The organism is Novosphingobium sp. BL-S-19 (assembly GCF_055521675.1).
The window spans coordinates 3,863,775-3,882,745 of record NZ_CM145498.1 but is presented as its reverse complement, the minus strand read 5'-3'; the positions used below and the strand labels follow the sequence as shown (position 1 = coordinate 3,882,745).

Below are 18,971 nucleotides of genomic sequence, written 5' to 3'. Positions count from 1 at the left end.
ACAAAAAACCCATTCCAATGAAGCGCTGCATTGCAGGACGCATACCGCGGGTGCGGGATGCAACCCTTTTCAGTGCGGCCACTTTGCGGTATCGGCGGGATTTCCCAGCCAGTTCAGGTCGCAGGTGTCTCCAGATCATGTCCAGTTGTGACCTTTGTGTCGTCCGCAACCGCGCGATCTGCGCAGCGCTCGACGCGAAGGAGCTTGAGGCGCTGAACGCCATTGGGCGGACGCGCGTGATCGAGCCCGGTGAATCGCTGATCTGGGAAGGTGAGGATTCCGTTCTGGTCGCCAACGTCATCGACGGTGTGCTGAAGCTTTCCACCAATACGGAAGACGGGCGCGAGCAGATCGTCGGCGTCGTCTATCCTTCCGACTTCATTGGCCGCCCCTTCGGCGGCACCACCGGGCACGGCGTCACCGCGCTGACCGAAGCCAAGGTCTGTGTCTTTTCGCGTCGGGATTTCGATGCCTTCGCGCGGGAGCATCCCGCGCTCGAACACAAGCTGCTGGAACGCACGCTGGGCGAGCTGGACCGTACGCGTCGCTGGATGCTTCTGCTCGGCCGCAAGTCCGCATCGGAAAAGCTGGCGAGCTTTCTGCTGGAAATGGCGGAGCGTCTGGGAGGGCAGGGGTGTGCCACAGCGTTCGAGAGTCCGCGCCGGATCTCGCTGCCGTTTTCGCGTCAGCAGATCGCCGACGTGCTGGGCCTGACGATCGAGACGGTGAGCCGCCAGTTCACGCGCTTCAAGCAGGAAGGCCTGATCGATCTGCCGTCGCGGCGCGATGTCACGATCCTCGATTTCGAGGCGCTGACTGCAGAGGCGGGCTGAACCCAGCGCTGGAAGCGGACACAAAAAAAGGGGAGCCGATGGCTCCCCTTTTTGCGTTCGGGCGTGGCCCGCTTCAGAAGCGGTAGGTGACGCCCGCGCTCAGCACCCAGGGATCGAGGTCATGCCTGGTCTTCAGCGCCAGCGTGCCGTCTTCGTAGAACGAGGCGGTAGGCTTCACCCAATACTTCTTCGCATCCAGCGAGAGGCCGAGACCCTGATCGTTCAGCGCGATATCGAAGCCGCCCTGAAGCGCGAAGCCCAGCGCATTCGACATCTTCACTTTGTCCACGCCCAGTGCCCTTGCCGTGTCGCCCGGCTTTTCGTCGATCACGAAGAAGATCGACGGGCCGGCGCCGACATAAGGCTTGATCGGCGTGCCGGTATCGAGGTGCGCCTTCAGCGTCACCGTCGCCGGCAGGATCAGCACGTGATCGACCAGCCCCGCGCCGGCAATGTCGCCCGTTCCGCTGACATGGTGCTGGGTAAGGCAGCAGATCGTTTCGACCGAGAAAGTCTTGTTGAAGAAGTATTCTACCGCGACGGTCGGCACGACATTGTCGTTCGCCTTGGTGCCGACATTGTCCAGCGTCGCCAGCGTGGCACCCAGCGTAGTGTCGGTGTCGATCGACTTGATCTTGTCGATCTTGCCATCGGGCAGCACGGCGGTGCCGAGTACCTTGACCTGCCACTTGCCGTCGGGGCTGCCCGCCAGCGCCGGCGTGGTGATCGCGGTGGCCGCCGCGAGAATGGCGAGCATGGTCAGTTTGCGCATGTCTTGCTTCTTTCCATCGCCGCCGGGGCCGCACCGTGCGATCCCCCCTCTTGAGCGGCTATGGCCAAGCCTTTGCGCCCGTTCCCGTTTGGAGGAATTGATTGGGCGCAAATTCCGCGAAAATCCGCGCTTCCTCTGGCGAGCGGTTGCTTGATCGAGCGCAATGACGCGGGCCAGAGTTGCGACAATGCTTCCGCTTATGTGGACCTATCATCCCGATCTGCTGGCGATCCCGGTGCCGCGCTACACCAGCTTCCCGACGGCGGCGGAGTTCGCAGAGGGCGTCGGCCCGGCAGATTTCGTAACCGCGCTGGAAAGCACGCAGGGCGAGGTGTCGCTCTATGTGCACATCCCGTTCTGCGAGAAGATCTGCTGGTATTGCGGCTGCAACACCAGCGTGGCCAACCGTACCGACCGGGTGGCGAGTTACCTTGATGCCCTTCACCGCGAGATCGTGCTGGTGGCCGAGCATCTGCCGAAGACCGCGCGGATCGCGCGCATCGCTTTCGGCGGTGGCAGCCCCAACGGAATCGCCCCGGTCGCTTTCGTGCGGCTGCTGGATGCGCTGACCCTGCACTTTGCGGCGTCCAGCCCGATCCTGTCGATCGAACTGGATCCGCGCACTTTCGGGGCGGACTGGGCGGCGGTGATCGGATCGGCCGGCATCACCCGCGCCAGCTTCGGCGTGCAGACCTTTTCACCCGCATTGCAACAGGCCATCGGCCGCGTGCAGCCGGCGCGGATGATCGAGGAGGGCACATGGATGCTGCGCAATGCCGGCATCTCCTCGCTCAATTTCGATCTGATGTACGGGTTGCCCGGGCAGACGCCGGACGACTTGCGCGATTCGCTGGAGCGGACCGTGGCGCTGGGCGCCGATCGCATTGCGCTGTTCGGCTATGCCCACGTGCCCCACCTGATCGCGCGCCAGCGCAAGATCGATGCGTCGGCCTTGCCCGATGCAGCGGCGCGCTTTGCGATGGCGGCGTTCGGGCATGCGTTCCTCATTTCCCAGGGCTATGTGCCGATCGGGTTCGACCATTTCGCCAGACCGGGCGACAGTCTGGCGCAGGCGGCGCTGTCGGGAATGCTGCATCGCAATTTCCAGGGGTTCACCGATGATCGCGCGCCGGTGCTGATCGGCTTCGGCGCCTCATCGATCAGCAGCTTCCCAGCGCTTCTGGCGCAGAATGAGAAGAATGCCGGGCGTTATCGCACGCTGCTTTCGCAGGAGCGGCTGACCACCAGCCGCGGCATTGTGCGCAGCATGGAAGACCGGCGCCGGGCCATGGTCATCGAACACCTGCTGTGCCGTCACCGCGCACGCATCGATGCCGACTTGCGCGCAGAAGCCTTGCCCTTGCTGCAACCTTATTTCGCGGTGGGATTGTGCGAGAGTGACGGCGAAGATCTGGTGATCCGGGCGGAGGGCCTACCCTATGCCCGCTCGATCGCGGCGCGTTTCGATCCCTATCGCAAGGACTCGTTGCGGCGGTTCAGTTCGGCGGTCTGACGTAAAAGGGCGTCAGACGTTCTGGAGCAATTTCCGATCCGACTGCGTCGGCTCGGCTGCTCTAAATTATGGGTTGGACGCATTTTCCGAGTCATCAGGTGTTCCACCTGATTAGAAAACGCTTTAGCCAGAGCTTTCAAACTCGACGCCGAACAGGTTGCCGTCCACCCAGCGCACCAGCCCCCAGACCTCGCGCCCGTCATCCAGCACGGCGCGGATCACTTCGTTGACCGCGGGCGCCTTGCCGACGGCCGCCGCGCTGAACCCGCGCGAGGAAACGTCGCGTATCATCACTTCTACGGGTTGGCCTTGCGCATCGGTGAGGACGTAGTGGGTCAGTTGCCCGTGGCGGCGCTCGCGCGGGATCGGGGTGGGCCGGAAGCGGGAAGTATCCATAGACGCGGCAGGACGACCGAACTGCGCGAAAATTAAGATAAGGCTTCGAATTTGACCGCGATCAATGGCACGGGGCTGCGCATCTGCGAGGAAGTGCCTGCCGGTCTTGCACCGCCGCTGCCACGGTCGGTGCGAACCGCTTCTCCCCAACTTAACGGGCGGTCCTTAGGGACCGCCCATTTTTGTATTAGGGCCCTTAGTTCAGGCCCCTTAGTTCAGACCCCGTAGCTCAAACCCACGTGTCGGTCAGCTTGGTGGCGATCTCGATATCGTTGAGGAAGTCCACCTCGGCCCAGTTCATGCCTTCGATCGAATTGGTACCGACCTTGCCGGTGGGCGCGATCGAATCGATCACCTTCAGATACCAGTGCTGCACGCCTTCGGGCGTGCGCATCGCCTGCCGCACGGTTTCGCGGAACAAGTCCGCCCCTTCGCCGCGGAAGGCGAGGAAGCCGATCGATTCCGAATTCGACTGTGCGGCGGTCAGCGTCTTGCCGATATGGACCAGACGGCCGTCCTCGGTCCGCTCCACCTTCATGTCGTCGCTGTCATAGCCTTCCTGCTTCACGTCGACAGTGACGGCGATCGGCCAGAGCTTGCCGTCCTTGTCGGTCGCGCCCTGCTGCACTTTGTGGACGATCTCTTCCGAAACCAGCGTATCGCCGTTAAGGATCAGGAAGTCGCCGCGCATCGCCTCACGCGCGATCCAGCAGGAGCCAAGGTTGTCGGCCACCTTGAAGAAGGGGTTGAAGCGAACCGTGATCTCCACGCGCGGATCCTTAATCGACTGCAGGTGCTCCTCCAGCATGTCGGTCATGAAGCCGGTCACCACGTCGATCCGCTTCACGCCGCCGCGCGCCAGCATCTCGATCTGCCATTCGATCAGCGAACGGCCGGAAAAGTCGATCAGGCACTTGGGGCGTTCGGCGGTAAGCGGCAGCAGGCGAGAGCCCTGGCCGGCGCTGAGAAGAATGGCGTGTTCGATCATGGGGTTCACATTCATGTTCGCGGGGGAGATGCCCTGCATCTAGTGATTGTCGCCCGAAAGGAAAAGGTGCGGCGCGATAAGCAGGCCGCGTGGAGGGCCGCGAAGCGAAGCTCTTTCGGGGTACCCGTTCATGCTTGCGCAATCGCGATTTAGCGACTGGCTTGCAACTCGCCTCCCCCTCGTTCAATGCAGGCTCAATGTCTCCCAAACGCCACCGCCAAGAGAGCAACACTCCGCTCGGCCGGATCCTTCAGAACACCGCCTGGCTGCTGGGCGGCAAGGGGTTCGGTGCGGTCTGCGGGATCGGCTATCTCGCCATCCTTACCCGCACGCTGGGGCTGAAGGACTTCGGCCACTTTTCGCTGATCTTCGGCACTGCGCAGGCGCTGATCGCGATCGCCGGGTTCCAGACCTGGCGCGTGGTCGTGCGCTACGGCAGCGAGCATGTGCACAATCTGGACTGGAGCAAGTTCGGCCGCCTCGGCATGCTGTGCGGCGTGCTGGATGCGCTGGGCGCGGTGATGGGCTGCGGGCTTGCCGCGATCCTGATCTACGGCTTCGCACATATGCTGGACCTGAACCCGCTCTACATGAACACGGCGTTCTGGTTCTGCTGCGCCTCGCTCTGGGCGCTGGTTTCAGCGCCGACCGGGATCGTGCGCGCGCTGCACCGCTTCGACATGGCGGTCTATGTGGAGGCCGTGGTGCCGACCGGGCGCCTGATCGCCGCGCTGGTGATCTGGCTGACCGGGCCCACCGTGGGCCGCTTCCTGTTCGCATGGGCGGCGATCGATCTGCTGGAAGCGCTGCTCTACTGGATCATGGCGCGCCGGCTTGCGCCCGCCGCGGTGAATTTCCGCAATTTCCTGCAATGGCGGCAGGCCATGGCCGAAAACCCCGGCATCGGCCGCTTCTTCATGGTCACGTACGTCGGCTCCACGCTCGACGCGGCGGTGAAGAACGGGCCGCTGCTGGTTGTCGGCGCCTGGGTGGGCACCAAGGCGGCGGGTCTCTACCGCCTGGCCTCGCAGCTGTCGCAGGCGCTGACCAAGCTTTCCTCGCTGCTGACGCGCTCGGTCTATGCCGAAGTGGCGCGCGCCCGGGTTTCCTCGCAGGCGGGCGAGTTCCGCAAGCTGGCCATGCAGACCAGCAAGATCGCCGGGCTGGGCGGCGTGGTAGTGGTCGCGGTCGCCATCCTGCTGGGCAAGGAATTGCTGGCACTGATCGGCGGCGACGCGTTCGAGCGGGGCGAGGCGATCCTGGTGCCGCTGACTCTGGCCGCCTGTTTCGATTTCGCCAGCGTTGCGTTCGAGCCGGTGCTCCATTCGACCGGCCGCGCGCAAGCCTCGCTGGTGGCGCGCCTGATCTCGGTGGTGGCGCTGGTGCTGGGCATGGTGTTCTTCATCCCGATCGGCCCCAGCGGCGCGGCTTGGGCCGTGGCTCTGGCGGGCGCGGTGTCCTACCTCGCGATGGGGGCGATGGCCTGGCATACGCTCAGGCAGATCGATCGGGACGAGATCCGCGTGATCGACGCCGAGCCCGAAGGCGACGAACCCGGCTCGACAGTGGAGTGACCGTGGCTATCATGGGGGCATGTCCACAGACCTGCTGACCCGCGAAGCCGCCCGCCTGTCCGACCGCATCGTTGCGCTGCGCCGCGCGATTCACGCCGAGCCCGAGATCGGCCTGCACAACCCGAAGACGCGCGACAAGATTCGCGAGGCGCTGGCCCACCTGCCGCTGGAATGGCGCGAAGGGCCTTCGACCACGGGCCTTGTTGCCACGCTGAAGGGCAGCGCGGGGCAGGGCGGAACGGTGCTGCTGCGCGGCGATACCGACGCGCTGCCGATGCCGGAGGAGACGGGCCTGCCCTTCGCCTCCACCATTCCCGGCGTCATGCACGCCTGCGGGCACGACACCCACGTCGCCATGCTGGCCGGCGCGGCGGAGATTCTCGCCGGGCAGGCCGCCAGCCTGAAGGGCGAAGTGCGCTTCATGTTCCAGCCGGGGGAGGAGGGCTATCACGGCGCCCGCTTCATGCTGAACGACGGGTTGTTGGGCGGGGAGGGCTTCGACCGGCCGCTGCCGGACGCCGCCTTTGCCCTGCACATCATGCCCAACGCCCCGCATGGCGTGATCGGCGGGCGCGCCGGGCCGCTGATGGCGGCAGCGGATGAACTGCGCATCACCGTGACCGGGCGCGGCGGCCATGCCTCCATGCCGCACGATGCCGTCGATCCGGTGCCGGTCGCCTGCGAGATCGTGATGGCCATCCAGACCATGGTCGCGCGGCGCTACAGCGTGTTCGATCCGGTGGTCGTCACCATCGCCAAGATCGAGGCGGGCAGCGCGCACAACGTGATTCCCGATACGGCCAAGCTCACCGGCACGATGCGCACGCTCTCGGCCGAGAACCGCGCGCGGCTGAAGGATGAATTGCCGCGCCTCGTGGCCGGGATTGCCGGCGCGCATGGACTGACGGGTGAGGTGACGATCCTCGAAGGCTTCCCGGTGACGATGTGCGATCCGCGCGCGGTCGATTTCGGTGAAGGCGTGGCGCAGGGCCTGTTCGGAGAGAACGCCTTCCGCCGCCTGCCCGATCCGATCATGGGCGCGGAAGATTTCGCCTATATCCTCGAAAAAGTACCCGGTGCGATGTTCTTCCTGGGCGTGGCGCAGGAAGGGGCGGACTGGCAGCATTGCTGCGGCATCCACTCGACCAAGATGATGGTGGACGAAACGGCACTGCCGCGCGGCTCCGCCTTCCTCGCGGGCCTCGCGCAGAACTGGCTGGAGCGCGGCTTCGGCTAGGCCGCATTGCCGCTGCGGTCATTGCCATGATCGCCGCTCCTTGCTGCCTTGGCGGCAAGGAGAGGTTCCCCATGAACGATCTGGCATTCGCCGATTTCTTCGCCGCCGAGCATGACGATAATCCCTACTGGAACGAAAGCGCCTGGTTCTCGGTCACGATTCCCGAGCGGCGCATCCACGGGCTGATCCAGCACTATTTCCGGCCCAACATGGGCATGCTCAACGGCGGGCCGGTGCTGTGGGATTCGAGCGGGCAGTATCAGTGGAACTGCCTCCACTACGACTGGGCGCATCTTCAGGCCATGCCGGAGGGCGCGGCGAAGTTCGCCATGCAGGCACGCAATTCGCTGTCCGTGCGGATGATCGAGCCGCTGTCGACGTACAAGCTCGACTATGACAAGGATGGCCTGTTCTTCGACCTGACATGGAGCGCCATCGGCCCCGTCCATCAGCTGAAAACCGGGGACGACGGCCAGACGGCAACCGCGAAGTTCCATCTGGAACAGCCGGGCCGGATGACCGGCAGCTTGCGCTGCAATGGCGAGACTTTCGCGGTCGATTGCCTGTCGATGCGCGATTGCTCCTACGGCGCGCGCGATTACGAATCGCTGGCCTGCGGCGGCTATTTCTGGGGCGTGGCGGAAGACCGCGCCTTCCACGCCATCGCCATGGGCGAGGGCAAGGAGGCGCGCTCGATCGGCGGGTTCATCTGGCAGGACGGCGCACTCGCCAGTCTCGCCTCCGGCCGCCGCGAAGTTCTGGAATGGGGCGAGCACGGTCCGGCACGCGTATTGTTCGAGGCGACCGACCAACTCGGCCGCTCGCTGCGCGCCACGGCGGAGATCGATCCGGGGCTGATCTTCACCGGCTATACCGATCATACCGTCGTCTGGTCGCTGATGCGCTGGGATTGGGACGGCGTGGAATTGTGGGGCGACAATCAGGAGTTCTGCCCCACCGCCCGCTTCCGCCGCATCGCCCGCGGTGAGATCGCACCGGGATCGCCGGCATGAGTTTGGGGCAGATCGTCGTCGTCAACGGCACCTCGGGATCAGGCAAGTCGACCGCCTGCGAGTTGTTCCAGAAGCGGCAGCAGGACTATTGGCTGCTTTACGGCATCGACCATTTCATGGCGCAGACCCTGCCCGCGCAGTTCGGCCACCACGGCCCGCGCGCGGGGGAGGGGATCGAGGCGGTGCCGCGCGATCCCGCCGACCCGCAAGGGCCGCTGCGCTGGCACTTCGCCCCGCAGGCGATGGCGGCCTTTTCGGCGATGCACGAGTGGATGGCGGCGACGTCCCGGCAGGGAATCAATGTAATCTTCGACCACCTGCTGCTGACCGACCCACCGGTGCTGCAGGATCTGGTCCGCCGTACCGAGGGTCTGCCAGTGCTGCTCGTCACGCTGAAGCCGCCGTTCGAAGTGCTGGAGCGCCGCGTGGCCGAACGCGCGATGACCAAGCGCATGCCCACCGATCTGTTGGGCGAAGATGCCGTGAACAAGATCATCGACCGCCTTGCACGCCTGCGGCCGTGGTTCTTCGAGGAAGTCTATCGCAATGACGTGTCGGACCTTGTGATCGATACTTCCGTCCATGCGCCGGATGCGGTCTGCGCGCAGATCGAGGAAAGGCTGGTGGCAGGGCCGGGTACTGCGTTCGAGGAACTGCGCCGCCGGCTCTAGAGGCCCCGGCCTTCAAGCCACCCGACAACGGCATCCTGCGCTTCAGCCTCGAACTGAAGCTGATGTCCGTACCGGTCGAAGGCCAGAAAGTGCCCGTGCGGCGCGGCCTTGGCCAGCGCTTCGCCTTGCGCGACGGGAATCAAACGATCATCGCGCGCATGCAGTACCAGAACCGGCGCCGAGACTTGCGGCATCGCGCCAAGGCTGTCGAAACGGTCGAGCATCAACGCGCGAACCGGAGCCCAAGGCATCGCCGTCGCGCCGACATCGGGCAGCGAGGTGAACGGCGATACCAGGACCTGCGCCGCCGGCGGATGCGCTTTTGCCAGTTGCGTCGCCACCCCGGTTCCCAGCGAGGCGCCCATCAGCACCAGCGATTCCGGCGGCAGGCCCTTGGCCTTGAGGAATGCGAGCGCGGCCTCTCCGTCGCTGATCAACCCCTGCTCGCTGGGCTTGCCGGGATTGCCGGAATAGCCGCGATAGTCGGCCAGCAGCAGGCCGTACCCCGCATGCGCCAGTTGCCGCGTGGCGAAGGCCGCGCCGGGCAGGCTGTCGCCATTGCCGTGGAAGAACAGCACCGTCCGCCGGCCGGGAGCGGCGGGTCGCCAGGCGGCGGTGAGGGCAAGTCCATCGTCGGTGCGCAGCATGACCCGCTCGAAGCCTGCCGGAATTTCGGCGGGGCCTTTAGGGGCCGGATAGATCATCGTCCGCTGCGCCAGGAACAGCAGCAGCACGGCTGCAAGATAGAGCCCGCCGACAGTGGGGAGGACGAACAGCACTCGCTTTCTCCATAGCGCGGCAGGGGGCTGGGCAGCGGGCCGGGCCGCGAAGTCGGTCAAACCGCCAGCCGGTCCAGCACGTTGTTGCGGCGGCTGTCCTGCAGCATCAGCGCGGCAATCAGCGAGACCGCGCAGAGCGCCGAGACGTACCAGTAGAAGCCGCTTTCATGGCCCGCCTTCTTGAACGCCAGTGCGACATTCTCGGCCGTGCCGCCGAACAGCGCATTGCCCACGCCATAGGCCAGACCGACGCCCAGCGCGCGCACGTGGGTGGGAAACATCTCGGCTTTGAACAACCCGCTGACCGACGTGTAGAAGCTGTTGATCACCAGCCCCGCCAGCACCAGCAGGAACGCTGCGCCCACCGCCTTCGCCCCGGCCAGCGCAGTGAAGATCGGCACCGTGCAGACGGTCGCCAGCGCGGCGAAGATCAGGATGTTGTTGCGCCGGCCGATCCGGTCGGACAGCAGGCCCATCACCGGCTGCAGCACCATGAACAGCGCCAGTTCGCCCAGCATCAGGCTGGTCGCCACTTCCTTGGACAGCCCCACCGTCAGCACCAGATACTTCTGCATGTACGTGGTGAAGGCATAGAACGAGAGGCTGCCGCCCGCCGTCAGCGCGACCACGATCAGGAACGGGCGCGTGGCCACGCGGAACAGCTCGGCAAGGCTGCCGGCTTTTTCCCCGGCGCGATCCTGGGCGCTGGAGGTCTCATGCATGTGGTGGCGGAACAGTACGATGCCGAGGGCGCCGATTGCCCCGATCACGAAGCCCAGACGCCAGCCCCATGCGGCGAACTCGGCCTCTGTCAGCACTTGCTGGAGCAGCACGATCACGACGGTGGCGCAAAGCTGCCCGCCGACCAGCGTGACGTACTGGAACGAGGACCAGAACCCGCGCCGCCGCCGTCCGGCAATCTCGCTGAGGTAGGTGGCGGCGGTGCCGTATTGCCCACCGGTCGAGAAGCCCTGCACCATGCGGCCGATCAGCAGCAGGATCGGGGCAAGGATGCCCGCCTGCGCGAACGTGGGCAGTACCGCGATCAGCAGCGCGCCGCCGCCCATCATCATGACCGAGAGCACCATCGCGCTCTGCCGTCCGTGCCGATCGGCATAGCGGCCGAAGAACCAGCCGCCGATGGGGCGGAGCAGGAAGCCCACCGCGAAGATCGCGCTGGTGGCCATCAGCTGCACCAGTTGGTCGCTCTCTGGAAAGAACGCGGGTGAGAAGTAGAGCGCGGTGAAAGCGTAGATGTAGAAATCGTACCATTCGATGAGGTTGCCCGCCGATCCCGCAAGGATCGCGCGCAACCGCATCGCGTCGGTTATGCCGACACCCGGCCTAGCTTCCGGCGCTGCCGCCGGAGAGACGACAGCGCTGCTATCCACGTTCAGGCGCGCGCTTCGTTCACGCCGGCACTGTTGTGCCGCAGCGCCTTCAGCACGGTATCGACGATCTGCGGGGCATTGAGGCCCGCCTCGTCATACTGCGCCTCGGGCTTGTCCTGATCCTGGAAAATGTCGGGCAGGCGCATGGTGCGGATCTTCAGACCCGCATCGGTCAGCCCTTCGTCGCTCGCCATGGTCAGCACATGCGCGCCGAGACCGCCGATCGAACCTTCCTCCACCGTGACGACCACTTCGTGGCTGAGCATCAGCTTGCGGATCAGATCGGTGTCGAGCGGCTTGGCAAAGCGCAAGTCGGCCACGCTGGTGGAAAGGCCCTTGGCCTCCAGCGCGTCGGCCGCCTTCAGCGCTTCGCCAAGGCGGGTGCCGAGCGAGAGCAGGGCGACCTTGGTGCCTTCGCGCACGATCCGGCCCTTGCCGATTTCCAAGGCTTGCGGAACCTCGGGCAGCGCCACACCCTCACCATTGCCGCGCGGATAGCGGAAGGCGATCGGACCGGAATCGTGGAGCGCGGCGGTGTGGGTCATGTGGACCAGTTCCGCCTCGTCGGCGGCGGCCATCACCACCATGTTCGGCAATGTCGCCAAGTAAGTAATGTCGAACGAGCCGGCATGAGTGGCGCCATCGGCACCGACCAGCCCGGCGCGGTCGATCGCGAAGCGCACCGGCAGGTTCTGGATGGCGACGTCATGCACCACCTGGTCGAAGGCGCGCTGCAGGAAGGTGGAATAGATCGCGCAGAACGGGCGCATGCCTTCGGCGGCAAGCCCGGCGGCGAACGTCACCGCGTGCTGTTCGGCAATGCCGACGTCGAAGCTGCGATCGGGGAACTGCTGCACGAACTTGTCCAGCCCGGTGCCCGAGGGCATGGCGGCAGTGATCGCGCAGATCGTGGGATTGCGCTCCGCCTCCGCCACCAGCGCCTTGGCGAAGACGCCGGTATAGCTGGGCGGGCCGGCGGGCGCCTTGGCCTGTTCGCCGGTGACGACGTTGAACTTCTGCACGCCGTGATACTTGTCGGCCGCTTCCTCGGCCGGGGCATAGCCCTTGCCCTTCTGCGTGACGACGTGGACGAGGATCGGGCCCTCGCCGGCATCGCGCACGTTTTCCAGAACCGAGATCAGCGCGTCGAGGTCATGACCGTCGATCGGGCCGACGTAGTAGAAGCCCAGTTCCTCGAACAGGGTGCCGCCCATGGCCATGCCGCGGGCGAATTCGTCAGTCTTCTTCGCGGCCAGATGCAGCGGGCGCGGCAGGCGGCGGGCAAACTTGCGCGCCAGTTCGCGCAGGCCAAGGAACCGGCCCGAGGAGACGAGGCGCGCCAGATAGGCCGAAAGCCCGCCCACCGGCGGCGCGATCGACATATCGTTGTCGTTCAGGATCACGATCAGGCGGTTGCCGGCCGCTTGCGCGTTGTTCATCGCCTCATAGGCCATGCCCGCGCTCATCGCGCCGTCGCCGATCACGGCGATGCCGCGGCCGGGCTCACCCTTGATCTTGTTGGCGACGGCAAAGCCGAGCGCGGCCGAGATCGAGGTGGAACTGTGCGCGGTGCCGAACGGATCGTATTCGCTTTCGGAACGCTTGGTGAAGCCCGAAAGGCCGCCACCCTGGCGCAGCGTGCGGATGCGGTCGCGGCGGCCGGTCAGGATCTTGTGCGGGTAGGCCTGGTGGCCCACGTCCCAGATCAGGCGATCCACCGGCGTGTCGAACACGTAGTGGATGGCCACGGTCAGTTCGACCACGCCCAGGCCCGAACCGAGGTGTCCGCCCGTCTGGCCGACGGCGGAAATCATTTCGGTGCGCAGTTCGTCGGCCAGCTGGCGAAGTTGCGTGGGCTTGAGCTTGCGCAGGTCGTCAGGGGTATCGACGGTATCGAGAAGCGGTGTTGCCGGATTGGCTGTCATGGGCATTGTTTACACGCGAGTTTGTCTGGTGTCGAATTTTCCGCTGCCATTAGGCGGCGAATAGGCCAAGATACAGGGATTCTCGTCGGAGGTGCCGATGATTCCCCCAGCGTTTGCGTTGAGCCGAGCCAATCCCATCGCCTTCGTCCTCACCGCCGATCGCGATCGGGCGCGGGCTTTCTATGCGGAATCACTGGGTTTGCCGGTGATCGCGGAAGACGATTTCGCCGTGACGTTCCGGCTGAGCGACGGCACGACGATGCGCCTGAGCGGGGTTCCGGGATACCAGCCGCATCCGCATACGGTGCTTGGCTGGGCGGTGCCCGATATCCGCGCGGCGCTGGCCGAACTGCGCGAAAAGGGCATACGGCCGAACATCTACGACGGGTTCGGGCAGGATGCCGAGGGTATCTGGGGCTCCCCCACCAGCGGCGCGCAAGTCTGCTGGTTTCCCGATCTCGACGGTAACGTGCTGAGCCTGACGCAGTTTTGAGCGGCTGGTGCCGCGGCTGTGATCGTGACATGGAATGGCTCCCCCCATCCGAGGAGTTCTTCCTTGTCGCTTTCCATTCGCCCAGCCACCCGTGACGATCTGCCGCAGCTTTCCACAGTCATGGATGCTGCCATCGGCGAATTGCAGAAGGGCTTCCTCGATGCCGACCAGATCGCGTCGAGCCGCGCGGTGATGGGGTTGGACCGGCAACTGGTGGATGACGGCACGTACTTCCTGGCGGAGATCGATGGCGAGATCGCCGGCTGCGGCGGCTGGAGCCGGCGGGCGACGATGTACGGCGGCGATCACAGCACCGGCCTGCGCGAGCCGCGTCTGCTTGATCCCGCCAGCGAGGCGGCGCGGGTGCGGGCGATGTACACGCATCCCGGTTTCGCCCGGCGCGGCGTCGGCCGCGCGCTACTGGCGCATTGCGAGGAACAGGCCCGCGCCGAGGGCTTCGCGACGTGCGAGCTGATGGGCACGAAGTCGGGCGAGCCGCTCTACCGGGTGGCAGGCTACGAAGTGATTGAGCGGATCGAGGATTCGACCGGCGGCGCACCCGTGCCGCTGGCCCGGATGCGCAAAAGCCTCTGAAACTTCAGGCGCTGCAGGCGGCGCAAGTGCCGCGCAGTTCCACCACCGGGCGGACATCGGCGAAACCGGCATTCTTCGCGGCGGCAATCAGCGCGCCGGTCAGTTTGTCGTCGTCGATGTGCACCGCCTGCCCGCAGGCGTCGCAGATCAGGAAGATGCAGTCATGCTGGCAGCCGGGATGGCTGTTGGCGAGGTAGGCGTTGGCGCTTTCCACGCGGCGGGCCAGGTTGGTGCGCACGAACAGGTCGAGAATGCGATAGACGCTGTTGGGCGCCACGCGCTTGCCGCGCAGGGTAGAGACGCTTTCGGCCAGGTCGTAGGCGGAGGCAGGGCGTTCACGCTCAGCCAGCGCGCCGAACACATCCGCGCGCATTTCGGTCCACTGCTCGCCCGATTCGAGCAGCGCGGAGCGGGCCGCTTCGATCAGACTTTCGCCTGAGTGCTCATGATGATGATGTGCGCCTGACATGGCCTCCATATGGAGGCTCGTCCGTCGGCGCGCAATGCCGCGCCCTTGTTTAGCGTGTTAGCGCTGGATCGAGTCCGCGTGCGCCGGCGGAGCCATCGTTTCGGACAGGGTGTGCGTGCCGATGCCCATCGCGCCGAACACCAGCAGCGCGCCGCCGGCAAAGCCGATTGCGAAGAAGCGGTAGAAGTCAGCCTTGAAGAGTCCCATGATCGGTGCAGCTATCCAGTGGTTCACGAAATTGCGTGGGGCCCACTTGGCGCGATTCGCCTTGCAGTCCAGTGAACGTGCCCCAATTTCGCCTTATTATGCGATGAGCGGTTGGCTCGTGGCGACGAATCGCGGGAACAGACGCGCGGTTGTCATGAACTTGGCCGATTGGGCCGAGTCGTTTGCCGGGTGGGGGAGTGGGCCGGTGCCGCCAAAATCCGCCTTCAGCGGATTTTCAAACTACGGCAGGATCGGCGCCAGCACCGCGTGGCCAAGCGAGGCCAGAACCAGCAGCGCCAGCGGGATCACCGCGCAGCCGAACGGCAGGGCCAGCGCGCCGGCGACGCGGGGCGGGCTGCTTACGCGGCCCAACCGCACGAGCACGGCCGATGCGGCCATGCCGATGAGGAAGGCGAGGGCAACCAGCGGTCCGAGCCAGTCTACCCCCATACGCGCCTTCCTCCCCGAATTGCTTAGTGCTTGAAGTGGCGCATGCCGGTGAAGACCATCGCCAGACCCGCCTCGTCGGCAGCGGCGATGACTTCCTCGTCACGGATCGAGCCGCCCGGCTGGATCACCGCCGTCGCGCCCGCCTCGGCCGCGGCCAGCAGACCGTCGGCGAAGGGGAAGAAGGCATCCGAAGCGACCGCCGAGCCGACCGTGCGCGCCTGCGCCCAGCCGAACTTCTCGGCCGCTTCGGCCGCCTTCATCGCGGCAATGCGCGAGGAATCGCGGCGGTTCATCTGGCCCGCGCCGATGCCGGCGGTGACGCCGTCCTTGGCATAGACGATCGCGTTGGACTTGACGTGGCGGGCCACCGTCCAGGCGAACAGGCAGTCCTTCAGTTCCTGCTCGGTCGGTGCGCGCTTGGTCACCACCTTCAGATCGCCCGCGCCGATGGCGCCGGCGTCGCGGCCCTGCACCAGCAGGCCGCCGGTGATCGGCTTCACGGTCAGGCCGGGGCGGCGCGGATCGGGCAGGCCGCCGGTCAGCAGCAGGCGCAGGTTCTTCTTCTTGGCGAAGAAGGCACGCGCTTCCTCGTCGGCGTCAGGGGCGACGACGACTTCGGTGAAGATCTGGCAGATCGCTTCGGCAGTCGGACCGTCGAGCGTGGTGTTCACCGCAACGATGCCGCCGAAGGCCGAAACGTCGTCACAGGCCAGCGCGCCCTGCCAGGCTTCGAGCAGGCTGGAGCCCTGCGCCACGCCGCAAGGGTTGGCGTGCTTGACGATGACCACGGCCGGATCCTGCCCCTTGAACTCGGCAGCGAGTTCGAAGGCGGCGTCGGCGTCGTTGTAGTTGTTGTAGGACAGTTCCTTGCCCTGCACCTGCTCGCCCTGGGCCAGGCCCTTGGTGAACGGGCCGACCGGCGTGTAGAGCGCGGCCTTCTGGTGCGGGTTCTCGCCATAACGAAGCGTGGTGGCCAGACGGCCGTTGACGCTGAGCATCTCGGGGAACTCAAGGCCCTGATCGGCGAAGGCGAACCACTGGCTGATCATCGAATCGTAAGCGGCGGTCTGCGCATAGGCGCGCGCGGCCAGCAGCTTGCGGAAAGACAGGGTGGTGCCGCCCTCGGTTGTTTCCAGCTCGGTCAGCAGGCCGGCATAGTCCTTGGGATCGGTGACGATGGCGACGAAGGCATGGTTCTTCGCGGCCGAACGCACCATCGACGGGCCGCCGATGTCGATGTTCTCGATGATCTCGTCACGGTCGGCGCCCTTGGCGACGGTCGCTTCGAAGGGATAGAGATTGACGACGACAAGGTCGATCGCGCCGATCTCGTGATCGGCCATGGCCTTGGCGTGTTCCGGATTGTCGCGCACCGCCAGCAACCCGCCGTGGACCTTGGGGTGCAGCGTCTTGACGCGGCCGTCCATCATTTCGGGGAAATTGGTGAGGTCCGAAATGTCCTTCACCTCAAGGCCGGCGTCGCGCAGCGCCTTGGCGGTGCCGCCGGTCGAAACCAGCTCCACCCCGCGCGCGGCAAGCGCCTTGCCGAGATCGGCGAGGCCGGTCTTGTCGGAAACCGAAAGCAATGCGCGGCGGATCGGGACGATATCGGTCATCTGGGGCCTCTTGCGAATGGAGCGGGCAAAGATTTTGCGCGCCCTCTAGGTCGACAGGGCCAAGGCCGCAAGGTGGGTAAGCCACAAGCAGTGGCGTATCCCGGCCGAAACTACCGCATTTTCTTGAGAAGCCAACCGAAGTTTCCGCCGCCGCGCGAAACCATGCCCTGGATCACCAGCTGCTGCGTGGCCTGCGGGCGGCCCATGCCGTCCACCCACAGCGAATCCTCGATCGTCACGTCGCCGGCGGTGCTGCGGAACTGCCAGTAGCTGCCATCGGGCAGCGACAGCGCCGCGCCCTGTCCATCGACGGTGGGCGAGACTTCGACTTCGGGGCCGAGGTGGAAGCGGATCGCGAAGCCCACTTTGCCGCGCTTGCCCTTGCGACCGGCGGGCAGCAGCACGTCTTCGCCGCGCAGTTCGCTGCCGTCGTCGCGCAGGATCAGGATGCGGCGGTGGTTGAGGCCGTGGCGCGCGGCATAGCCGTTGTGGCTGGCTTCCAGCCGGGTGGCATTGCCGCCGTTTTCCTGCGCCATGGTCTTGCGGTCGACATCGACCTCGCTGACGCCCGAACCGATCGTGCCGTTGATGAGCACGGCGGTGGAATTGGCATCGTCCAAGGTCAGCGTGGAATGGGCCGCGGTCGCGCGCAGTGCCTGCTCCAGCCGCACGGGCACCAGCCCGCCGCCGCTGGCGGCACCGCCGCAGTTGACGACCAGCCGGTGACGCCCATGCGAAAGCTCGAACGCCAGCGTGGAGGCGCAGCCATATCGCGCATGGGTGGGCAGCGGCGGCGGGGCCGTGTCGAACTGCAGGATCGCCTTCTGCGCGGCCACGCGCTGGTAGCCCCACTGGCGCACTTCGCGCAGCGGGCGCGTGCGCACGCCGCTGGCCTTGACCAGATCGTCGATATCGCTGGCGCTGACCGCCCAGCTGCCCTGCCACGAACCCAGCGAACCATCGCCGTGGGTCAGCGCCAGCAGCGGCGGCACCAGCAGTTCCACCACGCGCTCCACCGTCTGCGGGGCATCGCGGCGGGTGGCCTGATAGCAATTGCGCAGGCGCACCAGCAGGGTGATCGCCTCCATCTGCGCCAGCGGGCTGCGCGAAAGCACGCCGCCATCGTCGCCCATCAGGTCGCCCAGCGCCTTGACCAGACCGGCCTCGCCATAAAGGCGGCGCGGCCGGCCTTCGGGCAGCAGCAGGCCCGCGGCGACGATCGCGCACCAGCCGGCGACTTCGGCCAGCCCGTCCTCGGCGCGGTTCACATGGCGGTCCAGCCAGCGCGCGGTTGCCGAGATATGCGCCAGCGTGCGGCTGCGCAGCGCCTTGTCGCCCGAAAGGATCAGCGGCGCGTGGGCCAGCCAGTTCATCAGGCGCATGCCGGTATTGCCCACCGCCCAGGCCGGGCCCTTGCCGGGCTTGGACGGAGGGGCCGGGTTGGCTTGCAGCCATGACGTCAGAATGCGTTCGGCCACCGGCACGCACTGTTCGCGCGGGGCGCAGGCCTCAAGATCGGTCAGCCAGGAGAAGCTGTGGACCGTGCGCTCCAGCGGCGGGGTGACGCGTGCGGCGCCGGCATAGTCCACTTGCGCGATCGGGGTCTTGGCACCGTGGACCAGGAAGTGCCCGGCGCGCAGCGCGGTGCCGGCAGTGGCATTGCCGGGCAGCGTGTTGCTGACGGTGGCCAGCAGGCGCGTGCGCGGCTTGCGGCCCAGCGGCGATGTCAGCATCGTGGCCGGCACGCCAAGGCGATAGGCGAAGCGAATGAAGCGGTCCGCCGCGCCGGTGGAGGGCGGCGAGAAATCGGCCAGCGCGATATCGCGGCCGGCTTCGATGCGGGGGGGCAGCTGGATTTCGGGCCCGGTTTCCGGCCGAAGATCGGCGGTGAGCCCATGGCCTTCGGGAGCAGCGTCTTCGGGAATGGCGCCGATGCCATCGGCTTCGGCCGCTCTGTCCTGCTTCAATGCACCGCGCAACGCGTCCTCCTCGGCTTCCGCCGCCAGCGGAACGGCCCGATCCGCGCCCGGGTTCCCGGTTTGCATGCGCG

Annotated in this window: 19 protein-coding genes; 8 read left to right on the top strand and 11 right to left on the bottom strand. The window is 66.1% G+C overall.

All coding sequences use genetic code 11. The annotated features are described in order from the left end of the window. Positions 1-137 precede the first annotated feature (137 nt). The gene (locus ACZ1JV_RS26550) at positions 138-833 is read left to right on the top strand and encodes a Crp/Fnr family transcriptional regulator (protein WP_465136850.1); all 696 of its coding nucleotides are present in this window, start codon (positions 138-140) and stop codon (positions 831-833) included. 73 nt (positions 834-906) lie between these two features. Here the strand turns inward: ACZ1JV_RS26550 and ACZ1JV_RS26545 are convergent, their stop codons facing one another. Further along, entirely contained in the window at positions 907-1,605 is a 699-nt protein-coding gene (locus ACZ1JV_RS26545; protein ID WP_465151213.1) for an OmpW/AlkL family protein, read from the bottom strand. Between the two features lie 199 nt (positions 1,606-1,804). Here ACZ1JV_RS26545 and hemN point away from each other — a divergent pair, with 199 nt between their 5' ends. Beyond that, positions 1,805-3,118 (top strand): oxygen-independent coproporphyrinogen III oxidase, encoded by a 1,314-nt coding sequence (gene hemN / locus ACZ1JV_RS26540; protein WP_465152661.1) that lies wholly within the window; start codon positions 1,805-1,807, stop codon positions 3,116-3,118. Between the two features lie 123 nt (positions 3,119-3,241). On the opposite strand, the gene ACZ1JV_RS26535 is transcribed toward hemN, so the two are convergent. Next, positions 3,242-3,514 carry a histidine kinase gene (locus tag ACZ1JV_RS26535; protein ID WP_465151212.1) on the bottom strand — a complete coding sequence of 91 codons (273 nt, stop codon included), beginning with the start codon at positions 3,512-3,514 and terminating at the stop codon, positions 3,242-3,244. 229 nt (positions 3,515-3,743) lie between these two features. Beyond that, positions 3,744-4,502, bottom strand: a complete 759-nt coding sequence (locus ACZ1JV_RS26530) for a phosphocholine cytidylyltransferase family protein (RefSeq protein ID WP_465138625.1) — start codon at positions 4,500-4,502, stop codon at positions 3,744-3,746. 197 nt (positions 4,503-4,699) lie between these two features. On the opposite strand from ACZ1JV_RS26530, the gene ACZ1JV_RS26525 reads away from it, so the two are divergent. The 4 genes from ACZ1JV_RS26525 to ACZ1JV_RS26510 all read left to right on the top strand — a co-directional run bounded on the left by ACZ1JV_RS26525 (position 4,700) and on the right by ACZ1JV_RS26510 (position 8,997). Then, entirely contained in the window at positions 4,700-6,076 is a 1,377-nt protein-coding gene (locus ACZ1JV_RS26525) for a lipopolysaccharide biosynthesis protein (RefSeq protein ID WP_465151211.1), read from the top strand. 19 nt (positions 6,077-6,095) lie between these two features. After that, positions 6,096-7,313 (top strand): M20 metallopeptidase family protein, encoded by a 1,218-nt coding sequence (locus ACZ1JV_RS26520; RefSeq protein ID WP_465151210.1) that lies wholly within the window; start codon positions 6,096-6,098, stop codon positions 7,311-7,313. A gap of 71 nt (positions 7,314-7,384) precedes the next feature. Further along, positions 7,385-8,326, top strand: a complete 942-nt coding sequence (locus ACZ1JV_RS26515) for a DUF7065 domain-containing protein (RefSeq protein WP_465151209.1) — start codon at positions 7,385-7,387, stop codon at positions 8,324-8,326. Continuing rightward, entirely contained in the window at positions 8,323-8,997 is a 675-nt protein-coding gene (locus ACZ1JV_RS26510) for a phosphotransferase-like protein (protein WP_465151208.1), read from the top strand. Before ACZ1JV_RS26515 ends, ACZ1JV_RS26510 begins: the two co-directional genes overlap by 4 nt. Here the strand turns inward: ACZ1JV_RS26510 and ACZ1JV_RS26505 are convergent. The 3 genes from ACZ1JV_RS26505 to dxs form a co-directional block, all read right to left on the bottom strand. Continuing rightward, entirely contained in the window at positions 8,994-9,776 is a 783-nt protein-coding gene (locus ACZ1JV_RS26505; protein ID WP_465151207.1) for an alpha/beta hydrolase, read from the bottom strand. The genes ACZ1JV_RS26510 and ACZ1JV_RS26505 overlap by 4 nt on opposite strands. Positions 9,777-9,832: 56 nt before the next feature. After that, complete coding sequence (locus tag ACZ1JV_RS26500; protein WP_465152660.1) at positions 9,833-11,095, bottom strand: MFS transporter; 1,263 nt, start codon at positions 11,093-11,095, stop codon at positions 9,833-9,835. Between the two features lie 74 nt (positions 11,096-11,169). Next, on the bottom strand, positions 11,170-13,092 hold the full coding sequence (gene dxs, locus ACZ1JV_RS26495; protein WP_465151206.1) for a 1-deoxy-D-xylulose-5-phosphate synthase: 1,923 nt from the start codon (positions 13,090-13,092) through the stop codon (positions 11,170-11,172). Positions 13,093-13,189: 97 nt separating this feature from the next. On the opposite strand from dxs, the gene ACZ1JV_RS26490 reads away from it, so the two are divergent. Further along, complete coding sequence (locus ACZ1JV_RS26490) at positions 13,190-13,585, top strand: VOC family protein (RefSeq protein WP_465151205.1); 396 nt, start codon at positions 13,190-13,192, stop codon at positions 13,583-13,585. A gap of 120 nt (positions 13,586-13,705) precedes the next feature. Then, positions 13,706-14,179, top strand: coding sequence for a GNAT family N-acetyltransferase (locus ACZ1JV_RS26485; RefSeq protein WP_465152659.1), 474 nt, complete (start codon positions 13,706-13,708; stop codon positions 14,177-14,179). Positions 14,180-14,183: 4 nt separating this feature from the next. Here ACZ1JV_RS26485 and ACZ1JV_RS26480 read toward each other — a convergent pair whose 3' ends face one another. From ACZ1JV_RS26480 to ACZ1JV_RS26460, 5 genes are all read right to left on the bottom strand, one after another. Next, the gene (locus tag ACZ1JV_RS26480; RefSeq protein ID WP_465136860.1) at positions 14,184-14,648 is read right to left on the bottom strand and encodes a Fur family transcriptional regulator; all 465 of its coding nucleotides are present in this window, start codon (positions 14,646-14,648) and stop codon (positions 14,184-14,186) included. A 57-nt stretch (positions 14,649-14,705) separates the two neighbouring features. Then, positions 14,706-14,855 carry a hypothetical protein gene (locus ACZ1JV_RS26475; protein ID WP_465136861.1) on the bottom strand — a complete coding sequence of 50 codons (150 nt, stop codon included), beginning with the start codon at positions 14,853-14,855 and terminating at the stop codon, positions 14,706-14,708. Positions 14,856-15,095: 240 nt separating this feature from the next. Beyond that, positions 15,096-15,305 (bottom strand): hypothetical protein, encoded by a 210-nt coding sequence (locus ACZ1JV_RS26470; RefSeq protein ID WP_465151204.1) that lies wholly within the window; start codon positions 15,303-15,305, stop codon positions 15,096-15,098. 23 nt (positions 15,306-15,328) lie between these two features. Then, a complete protein-coding gene (gene purH / locus ACZ1JV_RS26465) occupies positions 15,329-16,921 on the bottom strand; it encodes a bifunctional phosphoribosylaminoimidazolecarboxamide formyltransferase/IMP cyclohydrolase (protein WP_465151203.1) in 1,593 nt (530 codons plus the stop codon). Between the two features lie 110 nt (positions 16,922-17,031). Beyond that, positions 17,032-18,966, bottom strand: a complete 1,935-nt coding sequence (locus ACZ1JV_RS26460; RefSeq protein ID WP_465151202.1) for a heparinase II/III family protein — start codon at positions 18,964-18,966, stop codon at positions 17,032-17,034. Positions 18,967-18,971 lie beyond the last annotated feature (5 nt).

Excerpts from the sequence above, each read along its gene's own strand:
- ACZ1JV_RS26485 (WP_465152659.1), top strand. The coding sequence starts at position 13,706 with ATGGATGCTGCCATCGGCGAATTGCAGAAGGGCTTCCTCGATGCCGAC.
- purH (WP_465151203.1), bottom strand. The coding sequence starts at position 16,921 with ATGACCGATATCGTCCCGATCCGCCGCGCATTGCTTTCGGTTTCCGAC.
- ACZ1JV_RS26480 (WP_465136860.1), bottom strand. The coding sequence starts at position 14,648 with ATGTCAGGCGCACATCATCATCATGAGCACTCAGGCGAAAGTCTGATC.
- ACZ1JV_RS26550 (WP_465136850.1), top strand. The coding sequence starts at position 138 with ATGTCCAGTTGTGACCTTTGTGTCGTCCGCAACCGCGCGATCTGCGCA.
- ACZ1JV_RS26530 (WP_465138625.1), bottom strand. The coding sequence starts at position 4,502 with ATGATCGAACACGCCATTCTTCTCAGCGCCGGCCAGGGCTCTCGCCTG.
- ACZ1JV_RS26515 (WP_465151209.1), top strand. The coding sequence starts at position 7,385 with ATGAACGATCTGGCATTCGCCGATTTCTTCGCCGCCGAGCATGACGAT.
- ACZ1JV_RS26535 (WP_465151212.1), bottom strand. The coding sequence starts at position 3,514 with ATGGATACTTCCCGCTTCCGGCCCACCCCGATCCCGCGCGAGCGCCGC.
- ACZ1JV_RS26470 (WP_465151204.1), bottom strand. The coding sequence starts at position 15,305 with ATGGGGGTAGACTGGCTCGGACCGCTGGTTGCCCTCGCCTTCCTCATC.
- ACZ1JV_RS26490 (WP_465151205.1), top strand. The coding sequence starts at position 13,190 with ATGATTCCCCCAGCGTTTGCGTTGAGCCGAGCCAATCCCATCGCCTTC.
- hemN (WP_465152661.1), top strand. The coding sequence starts at position 1,805 with ATGTGGACCTATCATCCCGATCTGCTGGCGATCCCGGTGCCGCGCTAC.
- ACZ1JV_RS26525 (WP_465151211.1), top strand. The coding sequence starts at position 4,700 with ATGTCTCCCAAACGCCACCGCCAAGAGAGCAACACTCCGCTCGGCCGG.
- ACZ1JV_RS26520 (WP_465151210.1), top strand. The coding sequence starts at position 6,096 with ATGTCCACAGACCTGCTGACCCGCGAAGCCGCCCGCCTGTCCGACCGC.
- ACZ1JV_RS26545 (WP_465151213.1), bottom strand. The coding sequence starts at position 1,605 with ATGCGCAAACTGACCATGCTCGCCATTCTCGCGGCGGCCACCGCGATC.
- ACZ1JV_RS26510 (WP_465151208.1), top strand. The coding sequence starts at position 8,323 with ATGAGTTTGGGGCAGATCGTCGTCGTCAACGGCACCTCGGGATCAGGC.
- ACZ1JV_RS26475 (WP_465136861.1), bottom strand. The coding sequence starts at position 14,855 with ATGGGACTCTTCAAGGCTGACTTCTACCGCTTCTTCGCAATCGGCTTT.
- ACZ1JV_RS26500 (WP_465152660.1), bottom strand. The coding sequence starts at position 11,095 with ATGCGGTTGCGCGCGATCCTTGCGGGATCGGCGGGCAACCTCATCGAA.
- dxs (WP_465151206.1), bottom strand. The coding sequence starts at position 13,092 with ATGACAGCCAATCCGGCAACACCGCTTCTCGATACCGTCGATACCCCT.
- ACZ1JV_RS26460 (WP_465151202.1), bottom strand. The coding sequence starts at position 18,966 with ATGCAAACCGGGAACCCGGGCGCGGATCGGGCCGTTCCGCTGGCGGCG.